Origin of the sequence: Kribbella sp. NPDC023855 (genome assembly GCF_040639475.1) — a bacterium.
Taxonomy (GTDB): Bacteria; Actinomycetota; Actinomycetes; order Propionibacteriales; family Kribbellaceae; genus Kribbella.
Genome location: NZ_JBFAAA010000001.1, coordinates 814,965 through 827,785, shown reverse-complemented (window position 1 = coordinate 827,785; position 12,821 = coordinate 814,965). Strand labels below are relative to the sequence as shown.

At 68.8% G+C, this 12,821-nt stretch carries 12 protein-coding genes; 1 reads left to right on the top strand and 11 read right to left on the bottom strand.

Annotated features, from left to right (window positions below):
• Positions 1-4 precede the first annotated feature (4 nt).
• The 4 genes from AB0F51_RS03770 to AB0F51_RS03755 form a co-directional block, all read right to left on the bottom strand.
• Entirely contained in the window at positions 5-181 is a 177-nt protein-coding gene (locus AB0F51_RS03770) for a hypothetical protein (RefSeq protein WP_360273519.1), read from the bottom strand.
• Positions 182-220: 39 nt separating this feature from the next.
• Positions 221-2,116: an ABC transporter ATP-binding protein gene (locus tag AB0F51_RS03765; RefSeq protein ID WP_360273516.1), complete on the bottom strand. Its 1,896-nt coding sequence runs from the start codon at positions 2,114-2,116 to the stop codon at positions 221-223.
• A 70-nt stretch (positions 2,117-2,186) separates the two neighbouring features.
• On the bottom strand, positions 2,187-2,957 hold the full coding sequence (locus AB0F51_RS03760) for an enoyl-CoA hydratase/isomerase family protein (protein ID WP_360273514.1): 771 nt from the start codon (positions 2,955-2,957) through the stop codon (positions 2,187-2,189).
• Between the two features lie 64 nt (positions 2,958-3,021).
• Complete coding sequence (locus AB0F51_RS03755) at positions 3,022-4,620, bottom strand: ABC-F family ATP-binding cassette domain-containing protein (RefSeq protein WP_360273511.1); 1,599 nt, start codon at positions 4,618-4,620, stop codon at positions 3,022-3,024.
• 313 nt (positions 4,621-4,933) lie between these two features.
• On the opposite strand from AB0F51_RS03755, the gene AB0F51_RS03750 reads away from it, so the two are divergent.
• Positions 4,934-5,842 carry a neutral zinc metallopeptidase gene (locus tag AB0F51_RS03750; protein WP_360273509.1) on the top strand — a complete coding sequence of 303 codons (909 nt, stop codon included), beginning with the start codon at positions 4,934-4,936 and terminating at the stop codon, positions 5,840-5,842.
• A gap of 91 nt (positions 5,843-5,933) precedes the next feature.
• Here the strand turns inward: AB0F51_RS03750 and AB0F51_RS03745 are convergent, their stop codons facing one another.
• The 7 genes from AB0F51_RS03745 to AB0F51_RS03715 form a co-directional block, all read right to left on the bottom strand.
• Positions 5,934-8,963: a hypothetical protein gene (locus tag AB0F51_RS03745; RefSeq protein WP_360273507.1), complete on the bottom strand. Its 3,030-nt coding sequence runs from the start codon at positions 8,961-8,963 to the stop codon at positions 5,934-5,936.
• Positions 8,964-8,976: 13 nt separating this feature from the next.
• Positions 8,977-9,906 carry a hypothetical protein gene (locus tag AB0F51_RS03740; protein ID WP_360273504.1) on the bottom strand — a complete coding sequence of 310 codons (930 nt, stop codon included), beginning with the start codon at positions 9,904-9,906 and terminating at the stop codon, positions 8,977-8,979.
• A gap of 108 nt (positions 9,907-10,014) precedes the next feature.
• A complete protein-coding gene (locus AB0F51_RS03735; RefSeq protein ID WP_360273502.1) occupies positions 10,015-10,662 on the bottom strand; it encodes a hypothetical protein in 648 nt (215 codons plus the stop codon).
• A 28-nt stretch (positions 10,663-10,690) separates the two neighbouring features.
• Entirely contained in the window at positions 10,691-11,536 is an 846-nt protein-coding gene (locus tag AB0F51_RS03730; protein ID WP_360273500.1) for a pilus assembly protein TadG-related protein, read from the bottom strand.
• A complete protein-coding gene (locus tag AB0F51_RS03725; RefSeq protein ID WP_360273497.1) occupies positions 11,520-12,059 on the bottom strand; it encodes a TadE/TadG family type IV pilus assembly protein in 540 nt (179 codons plus the stop codon). Before AB0F51_RS03725 ends, AB0F51_RS03730 begins: the two co-directional genes overlap by 17 nt.
• A 7-nt stretch (positions 12,060-12,066) precedes the next feature.
• Positions 12,067-12,519: a TadE family protein gene (locus AB0F51_RS03720; RefSeq protein ID WP_360273494.1), complete on the bottom strand. Its 453-nt coding sequence runs from the start codon at positions 12,517-12,519 to the stop codon at positions 12,067-12,069.
• A 4-nt stretch (positions 12,520-12,523) separates the two neighbouring features.
• A complete protein-coding gene (locus AB0F51_RS03715) occupies positions 12,524-12,757 on the bottom strand; it encodes a hypothetical protein (protein WP_360273491.1) in 234 nt (77 codons plus the stop codon).
• Positions 12,758-12,821: the final 64 nt, after the last annotated feature.

The window sequence follows — 12,821 nt, the reverse complement described above, 5'->3', positions numbered from 1 at the left end:
CTGCTCAGTTGACCAGCAGGGCGGCGTAGGTGCAGCCCGCGGCCAGGGCGGCGAAGATCAGCGCGAGAGTCGCCCGCAGGTTCCGCTCGCCGACCTTGCCGTAATGGCGGCCGTCCTCTGAGTGGTACGCGAGTTGGTAGCCGGTGTAGCCGGCGGCCAGGACCAGGGCGAATTTGATCATCCGGCGGACCTTCCTCGCGACCTCACGTCAGAACAAACGCTACACGCCCGCGGCCGAACCGCTCTCGGCAAACTGCGTGTGGTACAGGTCGGCGTACTCGCCGTCGAGGGCGAGCAACTGCTCGTGCGTGCCGCGTTCGACGATGTTGCCGTGGTCAACGACCAGGATCAGGTCCGCGTTGCGCACGGTGGAAAGCCGGTGCGCGATCACCAGCGACGTCCGGCCCTCGAGCGCGGTGTCCAGCGCCCGCTGCACCGCGACCTCGGACTCCGAGTCTAGATGCGCGGTCGCCTCGTCCAGTACGACGATGCGCGGTGCCTTCAGCAACAATCGGGCGATCGCCAGACGTTGCCGCTCGCCACCGGACAGTCGGTGCCCGCGATCCCCGACCACGGTGTCCAGCCCGTCGGGCAACGTCGAGACCAGATCCCACACCTGAGCAGCCCGGAGCGCCTCGATCATCTCGTCGTCGGTGGCGTCCGGCTTGGCATAGGCGAGGTTCGCGCGGATCGTGTCGTGGAACATGTGCGCGTCCTGCGTGACGTACCCGATCGTGTCGTGCAGGGACTGCAGCCTCACCTCGCGGACGTCCTCACCACCGATCCGTACCGAGCCGCTCGTCACGTCGTACAGCCGGGCGACCAGATTGGTGATGGTCGTCTTGCCCGCACCGGACGGGCCGACGAGAGCAACCATCTGTCCCGGTTCGACGGTGAAGCTGATGTCCTCGAGCACCTGGGCGGACGCGCGCTTGTCGAGCACCGCCACCGACTCCAGGCTCGCCAGCGAGACCTCTTCGGCGGTCGGATAGGCGAACGACACCTCGTCGAAGGTCACCGATGCGGCGCTGTCCGGAAGCGGGCGGGCGTCCGGCGCGTCTTTGATCATCGGCTCCAGGTCGAGCACCTCGAAGACACGCTCGAAGGAGACCAGCGCGGTCATCACATCAACGCGCACGTTGGACAGCGCGGTGAGCGGACCGTAGAGCCGGCCGAGCAGAGCGACCAGCGCCAGCAGGGTGCCGACCGTCAGCGTCTGCTTGACCGCGAGGTTGCCGCCCACGCCGTACACGAGAGCAGTCGCCAGCGCGGCAACCAGCGTGAGGGCGGTGAAGAACACCCGGCCGAGCATCGCGATCCGGATACCCAGGTCGCGGACCCGGCCCGACTTCTCGCCGAACTGTGCGTTCTCCAGCTCGGCCTTGCCGAACAGCGTCACCAGCAGCGCGCCACCGACCGAGAACCGCTCGGTCATCGCCGTCGACATGTCCGCGTTGAGCTGCATCTGCTCCCGGGTCATCGCCGCCAGCCGGCGCCCGAGGTACCGGGCGGGCAGCAGGAAGACCGGCAGCAGCAGGATCGCGACGAGGGTCAGCTGCCAACTCAGCAGCAGCATCGCGCCGACCACGAGGATCAGGCTGATCACGTTCGACACCACACCGGACAGGGTCGAGGTGAACGCCTGTTGCGCGCCGATCACGTCGGTGTTCAGCCGGGACACCAGGGCGCCGGTCTGGGTCCGGGTGAAGAACGCGACCGGCATCCGCTGGACGTGCGCGAACACCTTGGTCCGCAGGTCGTAGATCAGGCCTTCACCGATCCGGGCCGAGAACCAGCGCTGCATCAGTCCGAGCGCGGCCTCGACCAAGGCGAGCAGGGCGACCACCAGCGCGAGCGCGGTGACCAGGCCGGAGTTTCCCTTGATGATGCCGTCGTCGACGATCTTCTTGAACAGCAACGGGGAGGCGATCACCAGCACCGCCGAGATCACCACCAGCAGGAGGAACGCGGTGATGTGCCACTTGTACGGCTTGGCGAACCGCACGATGCGCCGCAACGTGCCCTTGGCCAGCTTGCGATCCACCACCGACGCGTCCTGCCGCCGCCAGCTCATCGCGCTGCCGCCGCCACCGCCCATCCGCATTCCTGAAGACATCCGTTCCCCTCCCCGCCATCAACTCGTCAACCTTGACAACACTTGAGGTCAGCCGAAACTTCCCACCGGCTCAGCCGAAGGCTGCCAGCAGCTCGCTCAACCTCCGGGTCTGAGCCTCCCGCTCGGCCGTCAACTGCTCCTCGTACGACCGGTCAGCAGCACCCAGCAGCAACGCCTTCGTCTCTCGCACAGCGCCCACCAACGGCGACAACACGGCGTCCGACAGATCCTTCACGGTCGCTTCCAGCTCCTCCGCCGGTACGACGATATTGGCCAGCCCGAGTTGCAGGGCCTCCTCGGCCTCGACCCAGCGCGACGTCACGCAGATCTCCAGGGCTCTCGAGTAGCCGACGAGCTGCACCAGCGGCTGCGTCCCACCCAGATCGGGCACTAGCCCCAGCGCGGGCTCCCGCATGCTGAACTTCGCGTCCGGCGTGATCACCCGCAGATCACAGGCCAGCGCCAACTGGAAACCGGCCCCGACCGCGTGACCCTGCACGGCCGCGATGCTGATGATGTCCGGCCTGCGCAGCCAGGCGAAGCCGGCCTGGAAGTGCGAGATCAGCTCCTGCAGTTCGTCGGCAGGCTTCGCCCCGAGCGCGAGCAGCGTCTCCTGCCCGTCGACCGGCTCACCCATCATCAGGTTCCGGTCGAGGCCGGCCGAGAACGACGCCCCCTCCCCCGACACGACGACCAGCCGCACCTCGGGAGGCAGCGACGTACCGAAGTCCGACAACGCGCTCCACATCGCCGGCGTCTGCGCGTTGCGCACCGCCGGCCGGTCGAGCACCACCCGGGCCACTGGCCCGTCCACCGTCAACCGCAGTCCAAGATCACTCATGCCATGGAACATACGGCACCTTGCAGAACTTTCCGTGCGGTGATCGTCACCTGTGGAAAAGCACTCAGGCGAGCGACACCAGGTCCGCGTAGTCGTTGGTCCAGAGGTCCTCGACGCCGTCCGGAAGGAGCAGGACGCGCTCGGGCTCGAGGGCCTCGACGGCGCCCTCGTCGTGGGTGACGAGCACGATCGCGCCGGTGTAGGAGCGGATCGCGTTCAGCACCTCGGTGCGGGAGGCGGGATCCAGGTTGTTGGTCGGCTCGTCGAGGAGCAGCACGTTCGCGGCGGACACGACCAACGTGGCCAGCGCGAGTCGGGTCTTCTCGCCACCCGACAGCACGCGGGCAGGCTTGTCCGCGTCGTCGCCGGTGAACAGGAAGGAGCCGAGCACCGACCGGGCCTGGGTCTCGTTCAGATCCGGGGCCGCGGTCTTCATGTTCTCCAGCACGGTCCGGTTCACGTCGAGCGTCTCGTGCTCCTGGGCGTAGTACCCGAGCTTGAGGCCGTGACCGTCGATGACCTCACCGGTGTCCGACTTCTCGATCCCGGACAGCACCCGCAGCAGGGTGGTCTTGCCCGCGCCGTTGAGGCCCAGGACGACGACCCGCGAACCGCGGTCGATCGCCAGGTCGACGTCGGTGAAGATCTCCAGCGAGCCGTAGGACTTCGACAGCTCCTTGGCCATCAGCGGTGTCTTGCCACACGGGGCCGGGGTCGGGAACGAGATCTTCGCCACCCGGTCCGACGCGCGCTCGTCCTCGAGCGACGCCATCAGCTTCTCGGCCCGCCTGAGCATCACCTGGGCCGCGGTGGCCTTGGTCGCCTTGGCGCGCATCTTGTTCGCCTGGTCGACCAACTGGGACGCCTTCTTCTCTGCGTTCGCCCGCTCGCGCTTGCGGCGCCGCTCGTCGGTCTCGCGCTGCGTCAGGTACGCCTTCCAGCCGACGTTGTAGATGTCGATCTCGGCCCGGTTCGCGTCCAGGTGGAAGACCCGGGTGACGGTCTCCTCGAGCAGGTTCACATCGTGGCTGATCATGATCACGCCACCGGAGTAGCTCTTCAGAAAGTCCCGCAGCCAGACGATCGAGTCGGCGTCCAGGTGGTTGGTCGGCTCGTCCAGCAGCAGCGTCTCCGCCTGCGCGAACAGGATCCGGGCCAGCTCGACCCGGCGCCGCTGTCCACCCGACAGAGTGCCCAGCGGTTGCCCCAGCACCCGCTCCGGCAGGCCGAGGTTGGCCGCGATCCGGGCCGCCTCGGACTCCGCGGCGTACCCACCGGCCGCGTGCAGGTCGGCCTCGGCGCGCTCGTACCGCCGCATGCCCTTCTCGCGCGTCTTCTCGTCCGCGCTGGCCATCGACTTCTCCGCGTTGCGCATCCGCCGGACCACTTCGTCCAGCCCGCGCGCGGCCAGGATCCGGTCCCGGGCCAGTACTTCGAGGTCGCCGGTGCGCGGGTCCTGCGGCAGGTACCCGACCTCACCCGACGAGCTGACCGTTCCGGCCGCGGGCAGCCCCTCGCCGGCCAGGATCTTGGTCAGCGTCGTCTTGCCGGCACCGTTCCTCCCGACCAGACCGACCTTGTCCCCCGGGTTGACGCGGAAAGACGCAGGCGAGAGCAGTTGCCTGGCCCCGACGCGTACCTCGAGGTTGGAGACAGTGATCATGGCGGCGCAGAAGTCCTCAGGTCGGGGGCAGGGCAGGTCGGCGGGCGATCAGGGCTCGGCGGGGACGCGTCGGCGACGCCACGTCACAAGGCGGCTCGAGCTCGTCGCGAGGTCTAGTGTAGGTGCTTTGACGTCCTCCCCGGCCGCGAGGTCACTGCCGCGTCACGTCGCCTGCCGCATGGCGCTCGGGTACATACGGAACCGGGTCATAAAATCGATCAACCAGCCGGGACCGACAGTCCCCGGTCGCCGAAGGGAGGAAGTCGCGGTTTCGCCCCGTCCGGTACGACGGAGCCTCCCCGCGGCAACACAGGTGAAATTCAACCCGGACGCCGACTTGGACACCAGTGGTGTCGAGGACACTCGTGGCAGTAGTGGCGGAGGCGGTGGGCTGCTTCCTGGTGGGATGGGGATTCCCGTCGGCGGTGGCATCGGCGGCATCATCCTGCTGATCGTCATCGTCCTGCTCAGCGGTGGCTTGCCTGGCGGTGGAGGCGGCAGCGAGGAGCCGGCCGCCCGTAACACCGCTCCCGGCAACCTCGACTCCTGCAAGACCGGCAAGGACCTGGAGGTCAACAAGGACTGCCGGTTCGTCTTCTACCAGAACTCGATCCAGAACTTCTGGGCCGCCGAGCTGCCGCGCCGGGGCAAGAAGTACATCCCGGCGCCGATGCGCGTGTTCAGCAACTCCGTGAACACGGGCTGTGGAGCCGCGACCGCGGCGGTCGGGCCGTTCTACTGCCCGCCTGACAAGCGCGTGTACCTGGAGCTGGGGTTCTTCCGCACCCTCCAGACCGAGCTGGGCGCGAAGGGCGGCGACTTCGCCGAGGCGTACGTCGTGGCGCACGAGTACGGCCACCACGTCCAGAACCTGTACGGCATCCTCGCCCGGATCAAGTCCCGGGAGGGCCCCACCTCCGACTCGGTCCGCTCCGAGCTGCAGGCCGACTGCCTGGCGGGTATCTGGACCAACCACGCCACCACGGTGCCCGGCCAGAACGGCAAGCCGCTGATCACCGAGCTCACCGAGGACGACATCGCCCGCGGCCTCGACGCGGCCGCGGCGGTCGGCGACGACCGCATCCAGGAGAAGACCCAGGGGCAGGTCAACCCCGAGAGCTTCAGCCACGGCACCGCCGAGCAGCGGATGAAGTGGTTCCGGGTCGGCATGGACTCCGGCGACATGACCCGCTGCGACACCTGGTCCGCCACCACCCTCTGAGCAACCCAGCCCGAACGTGATTCCGCCCCGAGAGGCTCACCTCTCGGGGCGGAACTCTGTCTAGCCAGTACTACGGAAGCCGGCGCCGGTACTACGCGACCGCGGCAGGCCGGTGGTAGCCAGGCAGCAGCTCGTCTACCAGGGCGTCTGTCTCGGCCTCGGCGCCGCGGGGGCCGCCGTGCTTGGCAAGGGCCGCGTACATCTGGCCCGCGACGTTGCTGACGTCGTTCGTCGTACCGAAGTGGGATGCCAGCCGCAGGGTGGCTCGCCAGAGGTCCTCTGAGGCCGGGGAAAAGCTCAATCCGGTCTGGAGGGCCGTGCGGGCCAGGTTGCCGTCGTTGTGGCGCAGGCTGGCCTCTGCCAGCCGCAGCGACGCATCGACGACCGCTTCCGCCATCTTGCGCTCGATCCCGGAGGCGGCGAGCCAGGAGTAGCGGCCGGCAGGCAGGTTGGACCACGACTGGCCGTGCACCAGGCTCAGTGCCGTCGACAGCGGGCCACGCGGGTCGTCCACCATCGACGCCTGCTTCACCAGCGTGCGGAAGACGTCCCAGTCGACCCGGACGATGCTGCGGTTCAGCAGCCAGCGGCCCGACTCGTCGGCGTACATGGCGTCGACACCCACCCAGTTGCGGGTGTGCTCCAGCGCAGCGTTGCGCAGCTCGTCGCTGATGCCGCGCGGCCAGATCGCCCCGGCCAGTACGTTCGGGTGGACGCCGTAGTCCTGGCTGGCCAGGAACGCCACGATCTCCGTCGACAGCGACACCCGGCCGGGGTCGATCGGACCGCGGGCATCCACCTCGACCGGGCCGAGCAGGTCGACCTCGACCGGCGCGGGCCGGCTCAGGTCGGCCGTCGAGAACTCGTACGCCGGCAGGTCCTGCTCGGCGCGACGCTTGTCGAGTGCTTCGGCCTCGGCCACGCCGAACAGCGCGACCAGGTCCGCGAACTGCGCCGGATTGATGCTGTGGGCATCGACCTCGAGCCCGAGCAGCCGGCAGACGGCCTGGTTCTTCTCGTCCACGACGAACCGCCACGGCGAGTTCATCACGTCACCGACGACGGCGACCGCGACGCTGCGCTTCGGGTCAGCGGCCAGCCGGGCGAGCCGCTGCTCCTCTTCCGGCGAGGGCGGCGCGGACAGGAAGATGATCTCCGGGCCCCACAGCATCGTGTCCGGGTGGGCCAGTCGCGCACCGGCGACCGAGTCCACGTTGCGGCGACCGCAGGCCTGCACCTGAGCGTCTGTACGCCGCGTCACCTCGTCAAGCGCGGCGTCCAGGCTGCCCCAGTAGCTCAGCCGGCTCGGCGACAGCGTCGACAGGTCGTCGCCGAAACCGACCATGCTGACGTGTGCGCCTTCGGACCACAGGTTCGTGGCCAGTTCGGCCGCCAGCGAACCGACGACGTCGCGGGAGGCGTTCGTGACGCCCCCGAAGCTGACGATGCCGGCCGCGGTGTCCAGATCGACCAGCACGATCGCGCCGTCGGCGTTGCGGCCGAGGGTGACGAGCGTCGGGTACGGCGCTGGCGCCTCCACGTCGGCGTCCGGCGCGTAGGCCCTGCGCAGTACCCAGCGGGTGCCTTCGGCAATGACCTGCCACGGGGCCGGCGGCGGTCCTGCGGACTCCCCCGGCTCCAGCACCAGCGTCAGGGCGCGATCGGTGACCAGCGCGGCGATGACGGACGGCATCGGCCGGTTCTCGTTGGTCAGCAGCACACCCAGCGAGCGCAGCGAGTTGTCGACGAACCGAGCGGTCGGTACGTCGGCGGCCAGGCGCAGGTCGACCTCGGTCTGACGGTGACCCGCCGCCTTCGGTCCTGGACCCTGGGCCCAGCCGCGACGACGCTTCAGCGCGATGGCGAGACCGGCAGCCAGCAAGGTGGCGCCGAACCCGTAGATGCCGGCCTGGGTGGCGTCGAACCCGCCCTCCTCGGCGGCGACCGGAACGGCCGGCTCCACCTTCGAACCACCCGCGACCGGGTCGCCCGGCTCCGCGCCTGTGGTGCCGGGCTCGTGCGGTGCCGTCGCGTTGATCCCCGGCTTGGCGGTCTTGGCACCTGGGTCGGCCTTGGTGCCGATCCCGATCGACGAACCAGGCTCAGCCTCCGCCTGCTCGAACCAGCGGCTGCCGGGCACATTGGTGCCCTGCTCGGCGGTCCGCGTCTCGCTCGACGGGTTCACCTTGGCGGTCGGCTTCGACGTCGGGTTGACGGTCGGCTTGGCGGTCTGCTTGCCCGTCGGCTTGCCGGCCGGCGTGGTGTTGGTGGTGGTCTTGTGATCCACGTTGACGCGCACGGTGTGCACGCCCGGGCCCTTGGCGTCGGCGGGCAGGCGCACCTGCCAGCCCGGCATGATCAGGTCCGGGTTCGTCAGCCGCCGGCCGTCCGGCTGCAGCTTGTTCTTGTTGAGCTCGTAGATCTCCTTGTAGCGCCGGCCCTCGCCCAGGTAGCGCTCGGCGATGTCCCACAGGCAGTCGTAGTTGCGCCCCTGCGGCGGTTTGACCTCGGTGTACTTGACGACCTGCCCGGAGTGGTCGTTGTTGGTGCGGACCCCGGTGTGCGTGTGCTTCACCTTGGGCGCACCGATCTGCACCGTGCTGCTCGGCTCGGTCGCCCGGAACGCGTCGCGCGAGCTGTTGTCGTTGCTCTGGGCAACGCTCACCGAGGACGGACCGGACACCGGCGCGGTGGTGACCGCGTTCGCGACCGGCAGCGTGACGCTGGCGGCACCGGCGAGCAGCACGACGCCGGAGACCAGCCGGCGGGCCAGCGTCTGCGAACCGCCACCGAGCGGGATCCGTGGTGACAGGCCATGGCCGCGCAGTTCCGAGACCGCCTCGGCGATCAGGCAGATGACGAAGTGCAGCCAGGCGACCCAGACGAAGAACGTGATGATGCCGATGATCGTCTCGGCGCTCAGTTCGCTGAACAGGACGTCGCGGTTCGGCATCCGTTCCGGCCAGGGCGTCCCGAAGAAACGCACCAGCAGGTACGGCACGCCGCCGACGATCGCCACGATCGCGAGCAGCGACACCAGACCCTTCAGCCGGTCGGCGGCACCTCCACCCGACCGCTGCGGCAGCCGTGCGGCCTGCACGGGCTGACCAGTCTTCACCATCGTCGTCCCTCCCTTACCCACCGATTGCCTCAACTTCCTGCACAGGCAGGCGCTGTACTGCGTGAACCTCGGCCGTGCCGACCTTGTTCCAGCTCGGCCCGCCCTTCCAGTAATCGACGGTCCAGGTGATCGTCAGCTTCACCGTGTACATCCCGTCCGGCTGGCTCGCGCTCGACTTGGTGTACTTGTGCGAGCAGGTGCTCATCTGGTGGAACGGGTCACTCGTCTCGTCGTACCCGTCGTCGCCTTCCTTGGCGACGCCCATGGCGCACGTGATGGGCGGCGATCCGTCACCGGGATCGACCTTCATCTCGGTGACCAGCCCTCGCATGGTCAGGTTGAAACTCTGGTTGTACAGGGCGCTGTTCAGGTCCGGGGAGCCTAGCTGGTTCTTGAAGATCACCGAGCTCTCGCGCGTCAGCGAGAAGTACGTGGGGATGTTCACCCGCGGAACGTACGTGGGCCGCACCTGCAGCGCCGGGTCGGGATAGGTGCTGCTGAACTGCTTCCAGAAGCGGTCCATGTAGCCCCTGGACGGGCACTGGTTCTCCTCGTCGCCACCGACAGGAACGATGGCCCGCTCCAGATGGACGGCCTCACCGCCGTCGACCCTGTTCAGGTCGTAGTCCTCGATCGTCACCCTCAGGACCCACTTCTTGCCTTCCGGAGGCGGGCCGAGGTGGATCCCGTTCGGGATGTCGAAGTCGCGGCACGGGATGAAGACGTTGTTGCCGAGTCGCTCCTTCCAGGTCGGCACGTATCCGCCGGAGCTGGCCTCACCGGAACTGCAGAACGCACCGAAGCCGATGGAGTTGACATACATGGAGCAGACGCGGTCACCCGAGGAGATCGTGTCCGCGGACGCCGTCGTGGTCGGGTAGACAACCAGCAGTGCGACCACGGTGGTGAGAGCGATCAGCCCTCGGCTCACTCGGTTGCGCATCCTCACTCCTGTGTGTCGTCCAGCTACTCGCAGGTTATCTTCAACCAGGGGCATCATGCCCGGTGAAATCTGTCCAGTCACGCCATCGCCTGAGCGATTCTGTGCGGTCTAGGCCGGAAAGCGCACCTTTCCGCACTTCATCCCCGTCGCCGGCGCCAGCCGGTACGGCAACCAGCCCAGCCCGGTGCGGATCATGTCGATCGCCTGCGCCACTCCCCTCGGCCCGGCCACCACCCAGGTTTTCGCCTTCGGATTCCAGTACTGCGTGCGCTGCGACAGGCACAGCTTGACCCGGACGACGTCCAGCGGCTGCGGCACCGTCCCCACCACGACGGCGCTGCCCGGCGGCTTCATCACCCAGCCGTTGCGCTTGGCATCGTTGATCCGCTCCTGCACGTCGGCGTAGAAGTACGCCGGGAAGTTGTTCTTGACGATGTCGGCGTCCCGGGCCACCAGCGCGCTGAAGTAGACCGGGTAACTCGTCACGAGGCCTTGGACGGCGGGGTTGCCGGCGTAGTTCCCCGGAACGACGATGACCTGCGTCGCCGTCGCCGGAGGAGCCTTCGTCTTCGTGGGTCCGGACGACTTGGTCGGCGCCGACGTGGGCTCGGCGGACGGCGTACCGCTGAGGGTGATGGTGCGCTCCGGCTCGCCGCTGCCGACGGGCACCGGCATGCCGCCCGACTCCTTCGCGCCGCACGCGGACAGGAGCAGGGTTGCGGCCAGCAGGGCGGCTGGGACGCTCAGGCGTCGCACGACGGGAGCTCCTCGGGGGTCAGGGTCATCAGTTGGCTCCCGGGGGCTGGGAGTTCTGCGGTACTGCGGGGCCGGGGCGGGGGCCGCCGCCTCCACCGGATGGCGCCCCTGAGCTGGCTGGCGGGCTCACCGGCGGTGAAGTGGTTTCCGAGGGATCCGGTGACGGGGACGGCGACGGCGAGGGCGTGATGCTCGGGGTGCAACTGGCCGGGAACGGGAACGGGAGCGTCCAGGTCGGAGTCGGCAGGCCGATGGTCCAGTTCGGCGGGCACGGCAGGTCGAGGGTCGGCGGGACCGCGGTGTTGGTGGTCGGGATGTTGCCCGGTCCGTCGGTCCGCGTGCCGACCACGATCGGCGGGACCTTGGGACTGTCGTCGGCTTTCGTCACACCTTGTTCGGGGTGGGCCTCGCCGGTACCAGTCGCGTCGAGGTGGCCGATGCCGACCATGCCGAGGAAGGTGGTCTTGTTGCCGATCACCACTTGGACCGTGAGGCCTTCCTGGGTGACCTCGGTGGCGCCACACTCCTGGACGGCTTTGTCGTTGGACGAGACCTGCGCGCAGAACTCGGCGACCGCCGTACCGGCCTTGGCCGGGTCGATCCGGGCTTCGGGCGAGTTCAGCTGGATGGCGGCCGCTCCGGCCCGGGCGGCCTCCTGGGCGTAGCCGACCGCCCGGGACCGCGCGCCCAGTTGGCGGCCACCGTCGATGACGAGGCCGGCCAGCGTGAAGATCATCACGGCGAGAATCGCGACGGCGGGGCTGAGCGCACCGCGATGGTTGCCGGGGGCATCGATTCGGAGGAAGGCGGTGAGCCGGGCCCAGGGCGTCGTACGGCGCGCCCCGGCCGCGCCGCGGTCAGGGCTGGTTGCCATCGCGGACACCTCGATAGGGGTCGATCGACGAGCTGAACCGCTTGGTGATGGTGGTGTCGCCACCGATCCCGAGCAGGCCGAGGTCGCGGTAGTTGATCGTGCAGGTCACCTCGACGGACAGCGTCGAGCCGGCCGCGAACGCGCTGGTGATGCTGCCCCCCGCGGAGTCTTTGCAGGAAGCCACCGCCTGCTCCATCGTGCGCGACACCGCTGCGTCCACCTGACCCTGCGCGTCGGCGAGCGACCGGGTCTGACTGGCCGACCGGGCGCCGTCCCGGGCGGCGTTCTCCAGCAGCGACGACGTCTGGAAGTACCGGCCGCAGGCCAGCAAGAACATGAAGAGGATCAAAAGCAACGGCGCAAGAATCACCATCTCCAAGGCCATAGTCCCGCGCTCACCGCGCTGCGCGCGGCGAGTGCGGGGAGAGCCGGAGGCCGCACCGCCGAGCGCGGAGGCTTGGGGGGCAGCGCCGCGCAGGCGCGCGCGCCTGGCGGCTGCGCGGTGGGTCCCCAGGAGTTTCATGCCTCACTCACTTGTCGGCTTCAAACTGTTCGATTGGTCCGGTGGCCGTGCGGCTGACGGTCAGGGTGAGGCCGGGGACCAGCGAGATGGTTTCGCCGGTGACCGTGAACGAGACCATGCCTTCGGGGTTGTTGTAGCTGGGCGGGTCCACCTTGGCGTCGCCGAGGGTGTTACCGCCGACCTGCTGCGCGTACGCCTCGATGTCGGCGCGGACCTTGTCCCCGATCGCACTGGTGTACAGCGGTGGCTGGACGAGCCTCAACCGCGAGACCCCTTCCTGGGCAGCGTTCAGAGCGACCGACCGGCCGTACAGCCACAGCGCGGTCTGGATCGAGACGAAGATCAGCGCCAGGATCGAGGGCGCGAGGATGGCCAGCTCGAGCGAGGAGGCACCCCGCTCCGACCGGTCCCGCCGAGGCCGCGGCCGCAGCCGTCGAAGTCGATGACGTGACCGCGACAACGCGTCAGCCGTTCTGGATCTCGCCGGTGCGCTTGTCGATCACGTTCCGGACCACCAGCCCGATGGCCAGCGCCGCGGCGACCAGGATCGCCGAGATGATGGCCCACTCCAGCGCCGACGCACCGAGCTCGCTGCGGGTGCGGCGCGTCTGGCCGGCCGCAGCGCGGGTCCGTTGGGTGTGGGCCCGCGCCAGCGCGTAGCCGACCATCGCGCGCACGAACTGCGTTTCCACGTTCATCCGGTTTGCCCTCCGAAACTCGTTACTTCGATCGTGAGCCCGATTCGAGGCTCAGTATGCCTGG

What these genes read in the sequence shown, in the direction of transcription:
- AB0F51_RS03770 (WP_360273519.1), bottom strand. Translation starts at nt 181, where the DNA reads ATGATCAAATTCGCCCTGGTCCTGGCCGCCGGCTACACCGGCTACCAA.
- AB0F51_RS03765 (WP_360273516.1), bottom strand. Translation starts at nt 2,116, where the DNA reads ATGTCTTCAGGAATGCGGATGGGCGGTGGCGGCGGCAGCGCGATGAGC.
- AB0F51_RS03760 (WP_360273514.1), bottom strand. Translation starts at nt 2,957, where the DNA reads ATGAGTGATCTTGGACTGCGGTTGACGGTGGACGGGCCAGTGGCCCGG.
- AB0F51_RS03755 (WP_360273511.1), bottom strand. Translation starts at nt 4,620, where the DNA reads ATGATCACTGTCTCCAACCTCGAGGTACGCGTCGGGGCCAGGCAACTG.
- AB0F51_RS03745 (WP_360273507.1), bottom strand. Translation starts at nt 8,963, where the DNA reads ATGGTGAAGACTGGTCAGCCCGTGCAGGCCGCACGGCTGCCGCAGCGG.
- AB0F51_RS03740 (WP_360273504.1), bottom strand. Translation starts at nt 9,906, where the DNA reads ATGCGCAACCGAGTGAGCCGAGGGCTGATCGCTCTCACCACCGTGGTC.
- AB0F51_RS03730 (WP_360273500.1), bottom strand. Translation starts at nt 11,536, where the DNA reads ATGGCAACCAGCCCTGACCGCGGCGCGGCCGGGGCGCGCCGTACGACG.
- AB0F51_RS03725 (WP_360273497.1), bottom strand. Translation starts at nt 12,059, where the DNA reads ATGAAACTCCTGGGGACCCACCGCGCAGCCGCCAGGCGCGCGCGCCTG.
- AB0F51_RS03715 (WP_360273491.1), bottom strand. Translation starts at nt 12,757, where the DNA reads ATGAACGTGGAAACGCAGTTCGTGCGCGCGATGGTCGGCTACGCGCTG.